Genomic DNA, 17,831 nt, shown 5'->3' on the forward strand with positions numbered 1-17,831 from the left:
GCCACCTGGATGCGCCGGACAGCTCCGAGCACGTGTCGGTGATGCTGGCTGCTTTAGCTGCTGATGCTCCAGCCTCGGAGCAGGTTGGCGACCCGCCTTCCGGTGACGGGTTTGCAGCCCAGTTCACGGACGCAGCGACAGTCGGTGGCGTTGGTTGCTTGATCGGCGTGCTCTGCTGCGTGATTCTGTTCATCGTGGGCCGAGCGTTCCGCGTTGCTAGGGCGACTTCTCGGGAGACGACCGTCCTGCTCCGCCCGGTGAGGCCGCTGCCGGCGGACGCGCGTGCGGACGTCCCATCGCTGTCCTTGACGCAACTTTCCCTTTCGCGCACCTGACGAGCGCTCCTTCGAACGCCAGCAGCTTTGTGTGGTGGCGTGCTCCTGGCATTCCGTACGGGAGCTTTTAGAGAGTCATTCGTGTCAAGGAGTGTCTATGAAAACGTGGGTAAAGGCGACGCTCGTCGCCGCGGTCGTAGCTGTTCTGCTGATTGTGGCAGGCGTCGTTTATGGGCTGAGCAGTCAGGGGGTTCCATCGGCCGGCACGGATGAGAGCGGTCCGCAGGTGCAGAGGGAGAACTCCCACGTCCTGGATGATGGCGGCGAGGGCGCGGTGACAGTGGTGGAGTTCCTGGACTTCGAGTGTGAGGCGTGTGGCGCGTTCTACCCGCTGGTTGAGGATCTCCGGGCGCAGTACGCCGGTGAGATCACGTATGTCATCCGCTACTTCCCGTTGCCCGGTCACTTCAATTCGAAGAATGCGGCTATCGCTGCGGAGGCGGCCGCACAGCAGGGGCAGCTGGAGGAGATGTATCACCGGTTGTTCTCGACGCAGGCGCAGTGGGGCGAGGCGCAGGAGTCCCGAGCTGACCTGTTCCGCGGATTCGCGGAGGAGATGGGCCTGGATACGGCGGCGTACGACGAGGCCGTAGCGGACCCGGCGACGGCGGAGCGGGTGCAGTTTGATTTCGCCGAGGGCGAGGCGCTCGGCGTCAGCAGCACCCCCTCATTCTTCATCGATGGGGAGCCGGTCACGCTAGAGGCGTGGACGGACTTGGGAGACCGCATCGATTCCGCCGTGAACGGCAAGCGGTGAAGCCGCCGCTGGAGACCCGCAGTTTCGCGGGCCACATTTAGTCGCCGAAAGGAAGAATGATCATGGGTGCAGGTCATAGCCACGCGTCGGGAACGTCCCGTAAGCGGCTGGTGGTCGCCTTTTCGATCACACTGTCTGTTTTTCTCATCGAGGTAGTCGGTTCGGTCCTGACTGGCAGTCTCGCGCTTCTGGTGGACGCGGCGCACATGCTCACCGATGTGATCGGCCTGGCGTTGGCTGTGACGGCTGCGCATCTGATGAACAGGGCACCCACTCCCCGTTATACGTTTGGGTTGCGACGCGCCGAGGTCCTTGGCGCTCTCGCGCAGGCGACCTTGCTGTTGGGTGTGGGCTTGTTTGCCCTGGTCGAGGGAATTCGCCGACTGTTCGAGCCTCCCGATATCGCATCGGGAAGCCTGTTGTTCTTCGGAATCGTGGGGCTCGTGGCCAATATCGCGTCTCTGCTCGTCCTGATGGGTGGACGCGGGCTGAACCTCAACATGCGGGCTGCGTTCCTCGAGGTCGCCAACGACGCGCTCGGCTCCGTCGCCGTTATCGTGAGCGCCATCCTGATCGCCGCTCTCGGCTGGTATCAGGCGGACGCAGTCGCCGGGGTCGTCATCGCGATACTGATCATCCCGCGCACTGTCGTCCTGTTGCGCGCCTCCGGGCGCATGCTCCTCGAATCCACTCCTCGCGGCCTGGACCTGGACGAGGTACGCCGACACATTGTTGAGCTTCCCCATGTGGTCGCCGTCCACGACCTGCACGCCAGTCAGGTGTCTACCGACCTCCCGACGCTGAGCGCTCACATCGTCATTGATGACACCGTGACCATGGACGCCTACGCGGCCTTGTTGCGATCGCTGCAGGAGTGTGTGGCCGAGCATTTCCCGGTGAGTGTCGAACACTCCACTTTCCAAATCGAACCCGAATCGCACACTGGAGAACACTTCACCCATGCGTAACAACGCTTCCCGCACCCGCCGAATCGCCCTGGCGGGGCTCGTCATCGCCGCCATCAGTGTCCTCGGCCTCGCCTCCCCGGCCGCCGCTCACGACGGGTTGGTCTCCTCCTACCCCGAGGCTGGCGGCACTATCCCGAACTCGCCGGACGAGATCACTCTGACCTTCAGCGCGGAGCTGACCAATCTAGAGGGTGCAACAGATATCGAGGTTCTCAACGACCAGGGAACCAATGTGGCGGTCGATGCGCCCGCGGTCAGTGGCACCGCCGTCACCCAGCATCTGTCCCCGGATGCCGGCGGCGGGTTGTTTACCGTCCGGTGGAAGGTGGTCTCCAGCGACGGTCACCCCACCAGCGGCGAGTACTCGTACTCGGTTACGGCCAGCACCCCTCCCGCCGCGACCTCACCAGCCATCCCCACCCCGGAGCAGAGTGCCCAGCCCAGCTCGAGTGCGACACCGGAACCGAGCACTTCACCCGCGGAGTACGGAGGCACAGCGTCGGGCGGCGCAGCGATGGGCGACGGGCTGTTGCTGCCGTTGATGTTCGTCTCCTCGCTCATTCTGGTCCTGGGCGTGAGCGCGGCCGGGGTGATCCTCGCCGGTCGCGCCCGTCGGCGACGCGACCGTGCAGAAGGGGAAGCTGGGGCCGGTGAAGAGTGAGCGTCTGCGGCGGTCCGCTCTCGCGGCCATCGTCGCCGCGATCGTCGTCTTCATCGACCAGGCCACGAAAAGCATGGCACTCAGCGAGCTGAGCCAACGCGAGAGAATCCCGCTCCTCGGGGATCTCCTTGGTCTGCAACTCGCGTTCAACCCTGGCGCCACCCTGTCCTTCGGCGCCTCCGCCACCGGTCTGCTGACTGTCTTCGGTATCGCCGTCACGGTGATCCTGGGTATCGCTGCTGCCCGCGCAGGGACCACTCTCGCTGCGATCGGGTTCGGTTTCCTCGTGGGCGGAGCACTCGGCAACCTCATCGACCGCTTGTTTTCCCCACCCAGTTTCGGGGTGGGGCACGTCACGGACTTCCTCGCCTACGGGGATCTCTTCATCGGCAACATCGCCGACATCGCGCTGGGGGTCGGGGCCCTCCTCCTTCTGAGCGCCGCGTGGCGCAGCCGAGAACCCCGCCACCCCGATCCGCCGAAACCAGCCAATCATCTGGCACAAGAGACGACATCACTATGAATGCGACGCAGAAACCCGCATCCCCCTATCAGCGAAACGCTCTCGCGCCCGGGCTGATCGCCGCAGCCATCCTCTTCCTGGCCCCAGCCCTCATCCGGGCGAACTGGGCACCCCTGGTGTTGTTCGTCGCATCCATCCTCGCCCTGATCGTGGGATGGTTCGCTATCCAGGCGCGGCACTGGTGGTGGGTGCCGGTATTCGCCGCGATCGCTGTGCTCTGGAACCCGGTCATGCCATTCCCGTTCTCCGGCGACATCTGGGCCATGGCGCAACCGGCCGCAGCCGTGGTGTTCCTGGTCGCAGGTGGCACGATCAGGGTGGTCCGGCAAGATCCCCTACGATGACCGACTGGCTACCCGTCGAGCCCCCTACGCTCGGGGCGTTGGTCGCGTTCCGCCCTGGACCGTTTCCGCTGCTTCCGGTGCTCGCGGCTGTGCTCGCGGTGCTGTATCTGGCCGGGGCAGTTCGGCTGTGCAGGATGCGACGCCGCTGGCCTGTGTGGCGCGCCGTCAGTTTCCTCACCGGCTGCGCGCTGCTCGCCGCGGTGACCGGTCTCGGGGTGGAGGCGTACGGCTATGCCCTGGTGTCGGTGTTCATGTTCCAGCAGCTCACCCTCATGATGACCGTGCCCCCACTGCTGGTGCTCGGCTCCCCGGGGACGCTGCTTCTTCGTGCCACACCACACCACGGTCTCGGACGACACGTTCTGCATTTCACGCATCGCGGTTTGCGGAGTCGCGTCGTCGGCTGGGTGCTGAGTCCCTGGTGCATCATCCCGCTGTATCTGTTCGCGTTCTACGGCCTCTACCTGGCGAACGCGGCTGACGGGATCCTCACCCAACCCGGAGGGCATCTCATCCTAGAACTGGTATTCCTCGCCGCCGGTGTGCTGTTCACCATTCCCGTGCTTTCCTCCGACCCGTTACCGGTCCGATTGGGACACGGCGCCCGCGCTCTCGACGTGTTCGCCGAGGCCGCCCTCCACGCGTTCTTCGGCGTGTTCCTCATGATGGGGAGCACAATCCTCGTCGCGTCTTTCGTCACTCCCACCCTGGCCCTGGGCCTGGATCCGCTCGAGGATCAGCGGCTTGCCGGTGGGCTGGCGTGGTCGTACGGGGAAGCTCCAACCGTGTTGATGCTGCTGTACGTCATGCACCGCTGGTTCCGGGAGGACAGCGCCTCCGCGGCCGCCACCGATCGCTACGTCGACACCCACGGGAACGCTGATCTCGACGCCTACAACGCCTATCTGAACAGACTGAGCGCCCGTGATCCGGAACCCTGAACCCGCCACACACGGATCTCCTCAGGCGGCACCGTCCTCCGTTGCTCGGCCAGCCGCGAAACGAACCATCCCAGTACCGGGCGCTGTCGTTGTAGCCGCGGTCGCCGGGTTCTGTCTGGACCTCGCCTACCCGGAGACGGGATGGTGGCCTCTGGCGTTCGCCAGCGTCACCGTCAGCTTGTGGCTGCTGCGCGGTCGCTCCCTCCCAGCCTCATTCGTCATCTCCCTCACCTACGGGGCCACGTTCTACGTCACCCACCTCTCGTGGGTGTCCACCTTCCTCGGGCCTTTGCCTTGGGCGGCGCTGTCAGGACTGCAGGCTCTTCTCTTCGCTGCAGGCGGCCCCCTCATCACGCTGGCATATCGCTACAGTCGCGGACGACTGTGGGCGCTTGCGCCCGCGTGGGTGGCGGGAGTCTGGGTGCTGCGGGAGACCGTAATGGGTACCTGGCCGTACGGCGGCTTCCCGTGGGCCCGCCTCGGCGTCGTTCTGGTCGACACCCTGTTTGCCGAGGCGGCCTCTTGGCTAGGAACAACCGGGCTATCGTTCCTGATCGTCTTCCTCTGCGCTGGAGCCTTGGACGTGGCGCTCCGGCGACGCCTGAGCCACCTCGTTGCCCTCACGCTGATCGGCGCCGTCGCCGCGCTCGTCCCCGCATTCCCGACCACCTACATTGGTGATCTACGCGTCGGGTGGGTGCAGGGTAACGGGCCCAGCGCATACTTCGATCCCCGATCGGAAGGCGACATCTTCGATGCACAGCAGACCGCCACTACATCGCTGATCGGTGAGGACCTCGACCTCCTGGTGTGGCCGGAAGGATCGGTCGACAGCGACCCGCTCCGCGAAGCCGATACTGCCGAACGCTTGGACGCCCTCACCCAGACGATCGGGTCGCCGCTGCTGGTGAACTCAGCCACCACACGGGAAGGCTTGACGTTCAACACCTCTCTACTCTGGACCGGAACCACCGCCCCACAGGCGTACGACAAAGCCAACCCGGTGCCCTTCGGGGAGTACGTGCCCGACCGTTGGTTCTACGAGCTCCTCGCCCCAGACCTCGTCGGCATGATTCAAAGGGAATACACGCCGGGCACCAACCTTCCTGCGATGAGTGTCGCGGGCTCGCGCGTCGGCCTCGCAATCTGCTTCGACGTCATCTACGACCGGGTCATTCACGACAGCGCTGTGAAGGGTGCGGAGGTTTATGTGTTCCAAACCAACAACGCCGACTTCCGCGGCACGGACGAGAATTTGCAACAACTCGCCATCGCCCGCATGCGCGCCCTCGAAACCGGCCGCACCGTGGTGAACGTCTCCACCACCGGCACCAGCCAAGTCATCCGCACCGACGGAACAACCGCCGCCGCCGTCCCCGCAGACACTGCGGCCGCGAAGGTCAGCAGCGTTCCACTGCACAGGGGGATCACGCCGGCTGTCATCCTGATGCCCTGGATCGGTCCCGCGATAGGCGGACTGAGCGTATTGATGTTGATGCTCTCGATAGCAGAGCGGCGCCTTCGCTCACGGTCGCCTCACGTTAGATCGAAGTGAACGGTATTCCAGACGAAACCCATTGAACGCGACCGCGTAATTGGTCACTTATCGCTGTATAGTCATCTTGTGCTGACTATTGCTTCTCGTCTCGATGTGATGAATCGTCTAGGTCGCGCGATGGCGGATCCGTCGCGCTCGCGGATCTTGCTCACGCTCTTGGACGCGCCTGGCTACCCGGCGGAACTTTCACGTGATCTCGGTCTGACGCGCTCGAATGTCTCCAACCACCTAACGTGTCTGCGGGGGTGTGGTCTGGTCGTTGCGACGCCGGAAGGGCGTCGTACGCGCTACGAGATCGCCGACGCACATATCGCGGTGGGCCTGCGGCACATGCTGGAAGCGGTCGTCGCCGTCGACGCGGGCGTTCCGTGTGCGGACGAGAAGTGTGAGTGCTGCGCGTGAGTGAGGAGTGCTGCGGCCCGGATGAGCCCCGCAAGCCCCATACCGCCGGTGACGCGTGCTGTGTTCCCGAGCCGGTGCAGACTACCGTGCCCCCGGCTCACGAGGAAGGCGACGCGTGCTGCGGCCCAGCCCTGCCGTCCAAAGACAGCACGGGCGACGATGAACACGAGGTCCGTCCGCCGTGGTGGCGCGACATCGCCCTGCTCCCGTCCGCACTCTCTGGCCTGTTCCTGAGCGCCGGCTACGCGCTGGAATGGGCGGGTATCGAGATCCCCGCGCTCGTTCTGCAGTGGGCTGCTCTGCTGGCCGGGGCATATACGTTTGTTCCCGGTGCGATCCGCCGGCTGCTCCGGGGTCGGCTCGGCGTCGGGCTGCTGATGACCATCGCCGCGATCGGTGCGGTTCTGCTCGGCCACGTCGGTGAGGCTGCGACATTGGCGTTCCTGTTCTCGCTGGCGGAAGCTCTCGAGGACCGCGCGATGGATCGGGCGAAAGAGGGTCTGCGTGCGCTGCTGTCCCTGATTCCCGAGACGGTGCGTGTCTCTCGTCTCGCTGGTGACACGACGCTCCCGGTCACGGATGTCCGTGAGCTTGACATCCTCATCGTCGGGGCGGGTGAGCGCGTCGCCACCGATGGTGTTGTCGTCGAAGGCCGATCAAGCCTGGACACCTCGCCGATCACAGGAGAGTCCATCCCTGTCGACGTGTACCCCGGCAGTGCGGTCGCGGCGGGCTCGGTGAATGGTGCATCGACGCTGCGGATCGAGGCGACCGCGGATGGGCGCGACAACTCGCTCACTCAGATCGTGTCCCTCGTGGAGCAGGCCCACGCACGAAAGGGCGACCGCGCACGGCTTGCTGACCGGATCGCCCGCCCTCTCGTGCCCGTGGTGCTGATCGCAGCGGCCCTCGTCGCCGTGTTCGGGTTCGTCGTGGGAGATCCGTCGACGTGGATCGAGCGTGCACTCGTTGTTCTGGTCGCGGCGTCTCCCTGTGCTCTTGCGATCGCGGTGCCGGTCACGGTGATCAGCGCTATCGGTTCCGCGTCGAAGTTCGGCGTCGTGATCAAGTCCGGGGAGGCGTTCGAGCAGCTCGGCACCATCCAGGCAGTCGCGCTGGACAAGACCGGCACCCTCACACGCAACGAACCGACCGTTGTCGACGTGCGCCCCGCAGGCGGCATCTCACGCGACGAGCTGCTGACCTGGGCGGGAGCAGTCGAAGCGACAAGCAGCCACCCTCTCGCTGCCGCGATCACCGCGGCCGCACCCAGTTCAGCTGCGGCCGTGGACGTGGTCGAAGACGCCGGCCACGGCATCACCGGCCGCGTCGACGGCACCCTGGTCCGCGTCGGCAACGTCCGCTGGCTCGCCCCCGGCGTAGTCGCCACGGCCGCTGACGAGATGGCCGAAGACGGCATGACCGTGGTCGTCGTTGAAGCGGACGGCACAATCGCGGGTCTCATCGGCATCCGTGACGAGCTGCGCCCCGAATCCGCAGAGACCTTACGGCTCCTGCAGGATGCCGGGATCAGGATCACAATGATTACCGGCGACAACCAGCGCACCGCCCGTGCGATCGCCGCGCAGGCGGGCATCACCGACGTCCGCGCAGAGCAGCTGCCCCCGGACAAGGCCGCGGTCATCGAACAACTCGCAGCCGGGCGCCCAACGGCCATGGTCGGTGACGGCATCAACGATGCCCCCGCCCTTGCGACCGCGACCGTCGGGATCGCCATGGGATTGAAGGGGTCGGCTGCGGCGATCGAGTCCGCCGACGTCGCCTTCACCAGGAACGACCTGCGACTGATCCCTGGCGCCCTCGCCCACGCCCGTCGCGGCCGCCGCATCATGACCGCGAACATCGTGCTCGCCCTCGCGATCATCGTCGTCCTCTTCCCACTCGCGCTCTTCGGTGTGCTCGGGCTAGCCGGCGTGGTCCTCGTGCACGAGATCGCAGAAGTGTTCGTGATCCTCAACGGCGTTCGTGCTGCGCGGCGCCCTGCAGCCCTGCGCGCCCTTGCAGCAACGCCCGAATCCGTCCGCGTCTGACCCACCCGACCTCGACGACAACCGCGCCACCGATCTGGAGATAGCCATTCAGGCGGCTCTTCGAGGCTGAACAAGTCACCCGTCGGCGACCCATCAGTGGGCGAGCCACCCTGCTGCGCGAAGCGAGAGACCGCGAACGCTTCGAAGCGGGGCGGTAGCACCGGAAGCGGATCGATTCGCCAGCTACATAGTCGGCCGAGTTTCCCGCAAGGGGCTGTCCCTCTATCGAGCGACGGGCCGACGATGAAGCTCACGACGAAAGGAGCAACATGCCTACCGGAGACGTTGAGACCTTCCACGAGGACGGCGCATGGCACAACCGCGTGACCGGCGACAGCTCGACCACAGGCGGCCCGCATCAGACGAAAAAGGATGCCGTGGCCGCGGGGCGTGACCTCGCGAGGGAACGTAAGGTTGAGCACATCATCAAGAACGAGAACGGGCAGATTGCGGAGCGCAACAGCTACGGCAACGACCCGCGAGACGTGAAGGGCTGAGCTGTGCCCCTGCCGGCCGGGCTGCGTCCGCCGCTAGGCGTGGCGTTGGCCCGGCCGGTGGAAACGGTCCCGGCCGCGGATGCGCTGCCCGGCGGGGCGAGGTATGAACCGAAGTGGGATGGATTTCGGCTGCTGCTCGTGGTCGACGACGACATCACTTTGTGGTCGAGACAGGGTAAGAACCTCACCCGCGCCTTTCCCGAACTGGTAGCGGCGGCCGCGCAGCTTCCCAACGGTGTCATCCTCGATGGTGAGGCCGTGGTGTGGTCGGACGACCGCCTGGACTTCGATGCGCTGCTGCGCCGCACGAACGGCAGCTCCAGCACCGTCGCAAAGCTCTCCCGCGCACAGCCGGCATCGTATGTGGCCTTCGACATTCTCGCGATCGCGGATCGTGACGCACGCGATCTACGCCTGGACGATCGGCGCACGTTGCTCGAAGAGTTGGCGCGGGAGTGGTCTCCGCCGCTGAACCTCTCTCCTGTCACCGCGGATGCTGCGGAAGCCGCACGGTGGTTCCGTGCGCTCGTGGCGTCGGGGATTGAAGGGCTCGTCGTCAAGGGCGGGGCACAGCCCTACGTCGGCGGCGATCGAACGTGGGTGAAGGTGAAACACCATGACACGCTGGACGTCATCTGTGCCGCCGTGATCGGATCGCGCGAGCGTCCCGAAGAACTCGTGGTCGGGCTGCCGATAGACGGCGAGCTGCGGATCGTGGGCCGCTCGGCACGCCTGGCGGCGAACACGGCGCGGAAACTGGGCCGACTGCTGCAGGAGCCTGCGGCATCTCACCCGTGGCCGCAGGAGGTGAAGCCGGGAGCCCTGAGCCGTTTCAACCGATCAGGACGAGAGCCGGTACGACTGACGCTCGTGCAGCCGCTGGTCGTCGAGATCTCAGCGGACGTGGCGATGGCGGGCCAGTCCTTCCGCCATGTCGTGCGGTTCGTCCGCGCCCGGCCGGAGATCCCCGTCGCGGAGGTCGAGCCCTCCCGCTGATCCAGGGTCACCAGACGTCGGTCGGCGCCGAAATGCGCTGGCACGCTCCCTGCCATATCCAGCACCGCAGCGTCTCATCGTCGATCGTCACCTCGACGCCCACGGCATCCGCGGTCCAGCGCTTCACCTGCACGACGCAGCGCACGTTCGTATCCCCGAACTGCAGCCACGCGTGACCCCATAGGCGCGTTTGCTCGGGAACGATCGTGAGAGGCTGCCCGTGCAACCGCAGCTGGAGTGCGTCGAGGGTACGCAACGGCCCGCGCTTGCGAGCCTCGCGCAGCTCTCGCTGTTCGCCCCTCTGCGCCGGCAGATGCGGGTAGCGCTTGTTCGTTCCCACCGCTACATCGTGGCGTCAGCAGCGGACGTTCGGGGTTTCGGTTAGCCGGCCCTATCGGTCCATCCCGCGATAACGTGTCCTCTGACGCTTGGCAGCGTCACGTGCAACCCGGGTGGCTTCGGCGTCGCGGGCGGTGCAAGCCGTGGCTTCCGCGGCTCGCGCGCTCTGCCGCTTGCGGGCAGTCTCGGTATCGCGCGCCCGTCGTTGCGTCCGATGAGCTGAAGACACGCGGCGGCGATCGATTTCTTCTGTTCGGCGTGCGAAAATCGTCACTGTAGTCGGACGAGCTGCGCAGGATCTTCAATCGCGACATCGCGTCCACTAACTGCAGGCGGTGCCGCCGAACTGCACCCCTCCGTGGTGTTCGTTGGCGCCCAGCCGGGAGTGGTGGGTACAAGGCTGCTCAGGCCGCGCTCTGAAGGGATGGATCGCTCGCCGTGAGTGAAGCGGTCGAAGTGGTCCTCCGTCAAAGCGCCCCCGATCTCCGATAAGGGTGCTCGAAAGTCGGGGAGGGTAGCGCGAGAGAAAAGTATGATCGCGTTCATGGTCTCGTCGGACACTGTCGATCTCACTCGTCGTCTCACCGCCGCCCTCGGTCCGACTCTCGTTTCAACGCTGGCAGGTTCCAGAGACACGCGAGCTGCGCTCAGTTGGAGCGAGGAAGGTGGGAACCGTCCTAGCCAGGACGCACTCCGGCGCCTCGAGTGCGCCGACGCGGTCTGGCGCACGGTTAGCGGCGCCGAAGGTGACCAGGTGGCCCGGCTGTGGTTTGTCGGCGCCAATCCGTTTCTTCATAATGAGGACACTGCGATCACTGCGATCCGTGACGGCCGATTCGATGAAGTCATCGGTGCTGCTCAGGCGCTGGCGGACGATTCATTCACGGGGTAGGCGGCTGCGATCGGTCGTTGTCGACTAGCGCTCGAAGTGCCGCCCGCATTTCGACTCGAGCTGCTTCTGGCGACAGGTTCCCAGCTAGTATTCGCCGAACGCGATCGACCTCCTCGCGGGCCAGTCGATGACCTCCGAGCTGGTGCCCAACCTCGATCGCAGCCAGCACTCGTCGCGCTTGTGGATCCAAAGACGAGTCATTGTTCATTGCTGTCCTCTGAGAATTGATAGCGAGCCCGCGACCCCGGGGGCACTGCCCACGAACGATCTCGTCATCGCTTTGGCGGTCGTCGCAATCTGAGTCGATGTTCGGCCCAGGCCACCTCAAGTCACCTGTCTGCAATTGAGGCGATGACTGCCGCAACCCGGTGAGGGTCGCGGTGGCCGAGCAACCACTGTGCTGGAGTTAGGTGCCTGAGTTCGAGGGACGGGTCCGTCATGAATGCATAGACACGGTCAGCCGGCCAGGACTTTGGGAATGCCTGTCCTACCACTGCGATGCCCTCGACAACCGTGCAGAATCTGTCGAACTGCCACACCGGATATCGACGTTTACGGTTCACGAGGAAGTAGTAGAGGGAGCCCTGCTGCGCGCGCCGTCGGACCTGGCGCAGGCCGATCATCAGGAAGTCGGCTGTTTCGTCATCGCTCCAGGAATCGATGACGGCTTCGAGCCGAAGCCGGTATTCGACGCGAAGCCGGCGGTTCGACCTACCGGGCGCTATGGTCTGGGCTGCCGCTGACTCACTGTCGGTGAGCGCCTCGGCGACGGACGTTTCAGGCGGCGCGAACAGATCGCCTGAGGTCTCGAGTACGAGGTCCACCATCGTGTGGAGCAGTGCGTCGACGAGCTTCCAATCGCGCCCAGCTTCCGCCGCGGCCTGCACAAGGCGCGTGAACGATTCGAGAACTGCTTCGATCCCCTCCTGGTCCTGGTCCTGGTCCTGGCGGTGGTCCTGGCCGTTGTCGCGATCGCGACTGCTGTCTTGATATGAGAGGGAACCTCCCTCAGGGTCTTGCGGCGCGCCGGGCACTGGACACCTCCGATGCCTCAAGCGCGTCGGCGACGCGGCGCGGATCGTTTCCGCGCATCAACCAATCGACCGGGGAAACTAAGCCGCCGTCTCCCTCAAGGTGCCGGTTCGGGGTCGTCATGAACGAGTTGATCGTCACTGTTGCCCAGTGCTTTGGGATGGCGGGAACAACGGTTGAGGCTCCCGGCACAACTTTGAATTTCGGGCGCCCGGCGAACTGCCAGGACGGGTACCGCAATTGCGAGCCGCATCCCACAGCATGCAGGTAGCCACGGCGGGTGAGCCGTCGCAAGACAGTCGGAGTCACACGCAGCAGCACGTGCGCGGCGTCCGCACTCAGCGAGTCCTCCGACTCAACGCGGTTCGCCAAGGACTCCCCGGGGCGCTCATGGCTGCTTTCGCGCGCTCGGGTGTTCCGCGCTCGAGACTGCGCGCGGAAGCGCGGACCTACTCTCAGACTCCGCGCCACTTGCTTGTCGTACCCGATATAGCCACGACGACGCCATTCGATGGCTACATGCCGACGGAGATCATTGGCTGCGCGTCGGCGATCCGAAGCGTCCCAATCCGTCGGAAGACGAGACGGTATTCCGCCCGACTCGGGGAGCAAGTGTTCGAAAAGCTCCCGAAACGTAGGTCCCTGCGAGTGGCGACGCCGATACTGGGCTATGAAGATCGCGGCGGCCAGCGCCCATTCGTCAGCTGTGTCGTCGCTTGTGAGCTCCTCGAAGGCGTAGCTCCAGGCTGCGGGCGGGGGGTGCTTTGTGGTTCGCCACCAAGCCGACCATGCCGTTTGTGCCACGATCACCCTCACAATCGCGGTCGCACGCGACGGGCCTGCCCTGCGGTGCGACCGCGGTGTCCGAAGGGCGGGCAGCACACGTGCAGAGTGGAGAGGATCCGGCAGAAGTCGATTGTTTCGTATGGCCACCAAAATTATGGCATACCTGTAAGCCCATACCGGTAAGCAATCCCGGAAACGCTAGAGACGTGACTGGGCGCAGGCGGACGAGCGACGTCGAATGGGCTGTGTTCGCACAGAGCCTCGGCGTGCGCCTCCGCCAGCTTCGGCAAGAAGCTGGATTGAGCCAGGAAGAGGTGGCTTCACGCGCGAACCTCAGCCGTTTCATCTATCGGCAGTACGAGAGCGGTGAGTCGAGGCGAGGCGAGCCGATGAACCCGGCGTTGCGTTCTATCATCGCGATCTCGCAGGTATTCGAAGTGTCGATCGACACGCTGCTTCCGCACCCTTTTCCCGACCTTCGCAGTCGTTGAGCCGCTGCTGTCGGGAGACGGTGACCTGGCCCTCTGCTGAGCTTCCAGAGCGCCAGCAGGACTCTCAGATCGATCGGAGATGTGGGCGCCCGGTGGACCGAAGGGGTGCGGGTGACCGGCGCCCACGTCCGGCAGAGTCCGCAGTATCCACCAACCTCCGGAATCCTGCTTTCTCTGACCTGGCGTTCGGAATGCCCTGCGCATTCGAGGGCACCTGCAACCGCGACACCCTCGCAGGCTCTCAATGAGTCACCGATCGATGTGTCAGACACGCTCTAGGTGGTCGGGGACAACCGGCCGTCTTCGAGCAACGCCGCAACGTACGTGGAGCGGGAAACAGCGAGCGCTTCATACCACTTGACGGCTGTGCGAATGTGTATGCCTGTGAGCGCCGCGAGGATAGTGGGATGGAGCTGGCCGGCCAGCGACGTGCGAGCGCCCCTGCGGGTATTCGCAACGGAAAGCCCTGCCCGATGCAACCTCGAGGTCAAGGTGGTGTTTGCGAGGTGGTACCCCGATCGCGTGCCCGGGAATAGCCAGAAGGTGTCTTCGACGGTGTGCTGTAAGCGCTGAGCTTCTCTCGCCTCCTGGGTTGCCAACGCAACGAGCCCGAGTTCCTCTGGCAGGTAGAGCGTCTCCGGGCCGAGGTCGATTCGCGCCAAGCCGTCCGAAGTGTCGATCTGATCCAATGTGATGCGAACGAGGCGATACGGATCGACTCCGTAGAGCAGCAGCAGCGCTCCCGCGAGCTTCGTCCCCGGCGCGAGAGACGCATCGTGCAGGATCTGGTGTAGCAGCGACTTTCGTTCCTCATCTGCTGGTCCTCCTGGTGTGGGGCCGGGGGGCTTCCTTCGGAAAACCGTCAACTCTCTGGCGAGACCGTTCCGCCTTGCCCACCTCAAGAATCCCGTTACACGATGCCGCTCCGTTCCCGTGAGCGCCCACTCATCGAGTTGCGACTGAGTGATATCGCGTAAGGAGATCCTGCGTTGATCGAACCAGCTCAGCAGGTCGATGACGATATACAGCTCACGTCGGCGTGACGTGGTCCGCGACCCCATGATCGGTGCAGGCAGTGCCTGGAGCTCCCGCACGTGCTTCCATCGTGCGTATTGAATGAACGCCGTTCTCTCAGTTGCGCCAGCGATATTCTCTGCGATGTCTGGTATCCACAGTTCGAATCTCCTCAGGTGGAAATCGACTGGCTCGAGAACTCCGTACTCGACGAGGAGAGAGCGAACGTGTCGCGTTGTCTGATCGACTCCGATGTCGTCGAGAGCTTCGTGCGTGATGGGGGTATCGGCCGAGAGCAGCGTCTCTAGTATTCGAAACGATTTCGTGCTGAGGAAGACATGGAGGTCCTTGCCCGCGGAATGCGCCAACAACCCGTCGCGAACTGCCGTCATCTCAGGGTGGAGTGAAAGCGCTTGCGAGGAGAACAGGGACGCAATGATGTTCCTGATCGTGCATCGGTCGCACAGTCCGGACCGCCGAACTCGTCCACGCTCGCCACACACGGCACAGTCATTGAAACTCGCCGGGTGATGGCGCCAACAGTGGTCACAATATGGCGCCCCGTCGACTCGGGCTATGACAGGACGGATGTTGCCGCAGCCTGTGCATTGATGGCCGGGTTTACGTCGACACGTGGCGCAGAGCGGGTTGCCGAGATCGTCTCGGGCGTGTACTCGGCGCATGGCCCCGCAGCTGAAGCATCGCACGACCTTACGACGGCACTTCTCGCAGACAGCGCGCGATGTGCCTGCGAATCGGCATTCTCCTATTAGGCCGCACCTGGTGCAGGTGTCCACTGCGGCGGCGAGACGGCACGATGAGCAGAGTGGCTCCTTGTCGCGCCATGAAGCTACCGGGCGTAGTTTGTGACAGGAACTGCACGTGCGTAGCCTATCCGGCAGCGTACGAGCACAGGTCTGACATAGCGGTGAGCCGTCCGGGAGTCTGGAAGAGACCGGGGCAATCTTCTTGCATTTGCTGCAGCTCTGCGCCCGTGCCTTCGTGGCGCACGGTGTGCAGGTTCGGCCCTGACTCGTTCGGTTCGGGAGTGGCTTTTCCGTCCGGCACACTGCGCATAGGACGGGAGGTAGGTCAGGAGAGTGTTCTCGCAGCTCGAGGTACAGGCGACCGAGAGCGGGGGTGCCGCTGGCCGGGTTGCTCAGCAGGGCTATTGGGTCGGATGCGAGTTCGAGTGCTACCTGAAGCTGTTTGGCGACGTTCGGAGACGCCGCCTCCAGTGCTCGTTCGACCTCCGAAGCGGTCACAGTGAGTCCGGCAGTTTCCGTCGCGGTGACCGCGATCCTGGTGCGTCTGTCGCAGAGACTGCGCCAGCAGGGTCGGCAGTACGCCAATTCGCCCGAACGCCGCGCGTTGCGGACGCTGTTGCCGCACTCCGCACAGTCGAGAGTCGTGCGCGTAAGCGTCTGGGCACAGGAAGGACACATCCGCGCCGACGCAACGCTAACGAGCGAGCGCTTGGGCGTAGCAGAGCATCTCTCGCAGGCGGGCAGGCGAAAGTGTTGCTGCGACGGGTCCGCTTCCCACACGATTCTGTGTAGCGCGCGTGGCATGCGAACATCACCGCGGATGGGCATAGAGGGATCATCCGTCAATGCAGCGAGCAGGCGGCGCGCCTGTGAGGTGCTGGTCAACACCGCAGTAGTGGCTGCCGCCACTGCGTCTGTGAAGCTCGGCTCGGCGTCGGGCGTAAGGATTGCTATGACTTTTTGGACAAGTTCATCAAGTGGGTGCATCTGGGAGGATTTGGGCTCGTTTGGGCCGCGCGCCGCTGGCTCTCAAGGCCGACGACCCGCCGGGGACATCGGCGTTGAGGGCGGTTCCCGTGCGTACGGAAGGGGTGTTGGCGGCGACTGGGCGGATGAGGTCGTCCGCGCTGCACTTCAAGATGTCCATGAGAGCGACGAGCACGTGGAGGTTGAGCCGGTCGGGCTTCTCAGTGACGAGTCGGTAGACCTGGCTGTAGGACATGTCGACGTCCCGAGACTTGAGCGCCCTCTGGATGTCGGCCGCTTTGAAAAGGCGCGCGGAGTTCATCAGGTCACGTAGGCACCACTCGTACTCGATCACTCTCACGATTTAACCGTGTTCAGGCTCTCCTGTGACCTTTCGAATCGCGTCTCGCATCATGCTGTTCATAAAATCCGATGCGAGGTGCGTGTAGATCGCGGTCGTGGACGCGTAGGTATGGCCGAGTTGTTCCTGGATGAACTTTGCGTCGACCTTCTGCAGCGCGAGGCCTGTGGCATAGGAGTGACGGAGCGAGTGGGGGGTCAGCGAGGGGTCGAGGGACAGCTCGTCCCGATAGAACGCGAAGCGGTCAGCGATGTCACGCGGCTTCATTCGGGTGCCTCTCTCGGTGAGGAATATGGTGTTACCGGAGATCCCCGGCTTCGCGAGGAGCGGCCGCACCTCGCTGAGGTAGTCCTGTAACGCCTCGACAGCCCACTCGTAGAGGGTCGCGACTGTGCGACTCTTCGGACCGCTCCCCTGGGAACCTTTGCCCATCCGAACTTGGACAACGCCGATGTTGCCGAACTGCGGTTGTCTCGGGGATCGGAATAGGTCGGTGATCTCGAGGTGGCATGCCTCATTTGCCCTCAATCCCCATGCGAATATCACTTTAAAGAGAGTGGCGTCTCGGTATGCGAGCGTGGCGCCCTTCCTCTTCTCTGTTAGTCGAATGTCTACTTCCCGATCCGCTCGGTCAAAAAGCAGCTGTAACTCATCCGACGAGAGTCCACGACGCCTGGGGTCGCCATCCACTCCCGGAGTGTGCCGAATGGAGTTCTCTTCGTGCACGATCTGGACCGGGTGCGTGCCAAATCGGTCCTCGCACTCCTCGACCCACGCGTAGTGAGGCGACAACAAGTACTCGCAGAAACCACGGATCGAGTATTGATAGTTGCGGCGCGTGGACAACGCTAGCCCCCGCGCTTCCAGTTCCGACGCCCACTCGTCGAACATCCGCGACGACCAGTTCCAACGCCACTCGTCTACGAACTCTTGAAACGCGCACACCTGCGACTGGCTGCGAGCTACGAACGCCTTCCGGAGGCCGCGGCCGCCACGCATCTGAGCCCCCCACCCCGCGACCATGCCCGCGAAAACTGTCTCCCGCTCGTGTAGAAACTCCACCCCGGGGGTCAGGTGCAGCTTCGCTGAACCGGGGGGCAACTCGTTCGCGGCCATGAGACTCCTTCCGTTTAACGGTTCAATCATGCGT

At 64.4% G+C, this 17,831-nt stretch carries 18 protein-coding genes; 13 read left to right on the plus strand and 5 right to left on the minus strand.

The genetic code is table 11. From position 1 onward, the window contains the following. Positions 1-432: 432 nt before the first annotated feature. The 11 genes from B7W94_RS03135 to B7W94_RS03185 all read left to right on the plus strand — a co-directional run bounded on the left by B7W94_RS03135 (position 433) and on the right by B7W94_RS03185 (position 10,033). Entirely contained in the window at positions 433-1,092 is a 660-nt protein-coding gene (locus tag B7W94_RS03135) for a DsbA family protein (RefSeq protein WP_085604272.1), read from the plus strand. 62 nt (positions 1,093-1,154) lie between these two features. Continuing rightward, positions 1,155-2,060, plus strand: a complete 906-nt coding sequence (locus B7W94_RS03140) for a cation diffusion facilitator family transporter (protein ID WP_025105242.1) — start codon at positions 1,155-1,157, stop codon at positions 2,058-2,060. Beyond that, complete coding sequence (locus B7W94_RS03145) at positions 2,053-2,721, plus strand: copper resistance CopC family protein (RefSeq protein WP_085604275.1); 669 nt, start codon at positions 2,053-2,055, stop codon at positions 2,719-2,721. The genes B7W94_RS03140 and B7W94_RS03145 overlap by 8 nt, the downstream gene beginning before the upstream one ends. Continuing rightward, positions 2,687-3,244 carry a signal peptidase II gene (locus B7W94_RS03150; RefSeq protein ID WP_231729554.1) on the plus strand — a complete coding sequence of 186 codons (558 nt, stop codon included), beginning with the start codon at positions 2,687-2,689 and terminating at the stop codon, positions 3,242-3,244. Before B7W94_RS03145 ends, B7W94_RS03150 begins: the two co-directional genes overlap by 35 nt. Continuing rightward, on the plus strand, positions 3,241-3,588 hold the full coding sequence (locus tag B7W94_RS03155) for a DUF6804 family protein (RefSeq protein ID WP_025105245.1): 348 nt from the start codon (positions 3,241-3,243) through the stop codon (positions 3,586-3,588). Before B7W94_RS03150 ends, B7W94_RS03155 begins: the two co-directional genes overlap by 4 nt. Next, positions 3,585-4,529 (plus strand): cytochrome c oxidase assembly protein, encoded by a 945-nt coding sequence (locus B7W94_RS03160; protein WP_025105246.1) that lies wholly within the window; start codon positions 3,585-3,587, stop codon positions 4,527-4,529. The genes B7W94_RS03155 and B7W94_RS03160 overlap by 4 nt, the downstream gene beginning before the upstream one ends. After that, positions 4,513-6,084, plus strand: coding sequence for an apolipoprotein N-acyltransferase (gene lnt / locus B7W94_RS03165; RefSeq protein WP_238695659.1), 1,572 nt, complete (start codon positions 4,513-4,515; stop codon positions 6,082-6,084). Before B7W94_RS03160 ends, lnt begins: the two co-directional genes overlap by 17 nt. A gap of 69 nt (positions 6,085-6,153) precedes the next feature. Beyond that, a complete protein-coding gene (gene cmtR, locus B7W94_RS03170) occupies positions 6,154-6,489 on the plus strand; it encodes a Cd(II)/Pb(II)-sensing metalloregulatory transcriptional regulator CmtR (RefSeq protein WP_029989944.1) in 336 nt (111 codons plus the stop codon). Positions 6,490-6,575: 86 nt separating this feature from the next. Next, on the plus strand, positions 6,576-8,540 hold the full coding sequence (locus B7W94_RS03175; protein WP_085604976.1) for a heavy metal translocating P-type ATPase: 1,965 nt from the start codon (positions 6,576-6,578) through the stop codon (positions 8,538-8,540). Between the two features lie 269 nt (positions 8,541-8,809). After that, the gene (locus B7W94_RS03180; RefSeq protein ID WP_025105249.1) at positions 8,810-9,037 is read left to right on the plus strand and encodes a DUF2188 domain-containing protein; all 228 of its coding nucleotides are present in this window, start codon (positions 8,810-8,812) and stop codon (positions 9,035-9,037) included. 3 nt (positions 9,038-9,040) lie between these two features. Next, entirely contained in the window at positions 9,041-10,033 is a 993-nt protein-coding gene (locus B7W94_RS03185; RefSeq protein ID WP_313959678.1) for an ATP-dependent DNA ligase, read from the plus strand. 7 nt (positions 10,034-10,040) lie between these two features. Here the strand turns inward: B7W94_RS03185 and B7W94_RS03190 are convergent, their stop codons facing one another. After that, complete coding sequence (locus tag B7W94_RS03190; protein ID WP_025105251.1) at positions 10,041-10,373, minus strand: hypothetical protein; 333 nt, start codon at positions 10,371-10,373, stop codon at positions 10,041-10,043. A 531-nt stretch (positions 10,374-10,904) separates the two neighbouring features. Here B7W94_RS03190 and B7W94_RS03195 point away from each other — a divergent pair. Further along, positions 10,905-11,264 (plus strand): hypothetical protein, encoded by a 360-nt coding sequence (locus B7W94_RS03195; protein ID WP_025105252.1) that lies wholly within the window; start codon positions 10,905-10,907, stop codon positions 11,262-11,264. A 329-nt stretch (positions 11,265-11,593) separates the two neighbouring features. On the opposite strand, the gene B7W94_RS03200 is transcribed toward B7W94_RS03195, so the two are convergent. Then, a complete protein-coding gene (locus tag B7W94_RS03200; RefSeq protein ID WP_025104224.1) occupies positions 11,594-12,298 on the minus strand; it encodes a hypothetical protein in 705 nt (234 codons plus the stop codon). A gap of 990 nt (positions 12,299-13,288) precedes the next feature. Between B7W94_RS03200 and B7W94_RS18230 the strand changes: the two genes are divergently transcribed. Further along, positions 13,289-13,573 (plus strand): helix-turn-helix domain-containing protein, encoded by a 285-nt coding sequence (locus tag B7W94_RS18230; RefSeq protein WP_025104223.1) that lies wholly within the window; start codon positions 13,289-13,291, stop codon positions 13,571-13,573. A gap of 275 nt (positions 13,574-13,848) precedes the next feature. On the opposite strand, the gene B7W94_RS03210 is transcribed toward B7W94_RS18230, so the two are convergent. From B7W94_RS03210 to B7W94_RS03220, 3 genes are all read right to left on the minus strand, one after another. Continuing rightward, positions 13,849-14,979 carry a hypothetical protein gene (locus B7W94_RS03210; RefSeq protein WP_126894221.1) on the minus strand — a complete coding sequence of 377 codons (1,131 nt, stop codon included), beginning with the start codon at positions 14,977-14,979 and terminating at the stop codon, positions 13,849-13,851. Positions 14,980-16,327: 1,348 nt separating this feature from the next. After that, a complete protein-coding gene (locus tag B7W94_RS03215) occupies positions 16,328-16,675 on the minus strand; it encodes a helix-turn-helix domain-containing protein (RefSeq protein WP_231729555.1) in 348 nt (115 codons plus the stop codon). A gap of 9 nt (positions 16,676-16,684) precedes the next feature. Further along, entirely contained in the window at positions 16,685-17,797 is a 1,113-nt protein-coding gene (locus B7W94_RS03220) for a tyrosine-type recombinase/integrase (protein WP_085604278.1), read from the minus strand. Positions 17,798-17,831: the final 34 nt, after the last annotated feature.

Origin of the sequence: Microbacterium sp. LEMMJ01 (assembly GCF_002114135.1) — a bacterium.
GTDB lineage: Bacteria > Actinomycetota > Actinomycetes > Actinomycetales > Microbacteriaceae > Microbacterium.

What these genes read in the sequence shown, in the direction of transcription:
- B7W94_RS03135 (WP_085604272.1), top strand. Translation starts at nt 433, where the DNA reads ATGAAAACGTGGGTAAAGGCGACGCTCGTCGCCGCGGTCGTAGCTGTT.
- B7W94_RS03140 (WP_025105242.1), top strand. Translation starts at nt 1,155, where the DNA reads ATGGGTGCAGGTCATAGCCACGCGTCGGGAACGTCCCGTAAGCGGCTG.
- B7W94_RS03145 (WP_085604275.1), top strand. Translation starts at nt 2,053, where the DNA reads ATGCGTAACAACGCTTCCCGCACCCGCCGAATCGCCCTGGCGGGGCTC.
- B7W94_RS03155 (WP_025105245.1), top strand. Translation starts at nt 3,241, where the DNA reads ATGAATGCGACGCAGAAACCCGCATCCCCCTATCAGCGAAACGCTCTC.
- B7W94_RS03160 (WP_025105246.1), top strand. Translation starts at nt 3,585, where the DNA reads ATGACCGACTGGCTACCCGTCGAGCCCCCTACGCTCGGGGCGTTGGTC.
- B7W94_RS03180 (WP_025105249.1), top strand. Translation starts at nt 8,810, where the DNA reads ATGCCTACCGGAGACGTTGAGACCTTCCACGAGGACGGCGCATGGCAC.
- B7W94_RS03195 (WP_025105252.1), top strand. Translation starts at nt 10,905, where the DNA reads ATGATCGCGTTCATGGTCTCGTCGGACACTGTCGATCTCACTCGTCGT.
- B7W94_RS03210 (WP_126894221.1), bottom strand. Translation starts at nt 14,979, where the DNA reads ATGACGGCAGTTCGCGACGGGTTGTTGGCGCATTCCGCGGGCAAGGAC.
- B7W94_RS03220 (WP_085604278.1), bottom strand. Translation starts at nt 17,797, where the DNA reads ATGGCCGCGAACGAGTTGCCCCCCGGTTCAGCGAAGCTGCACCTGACC.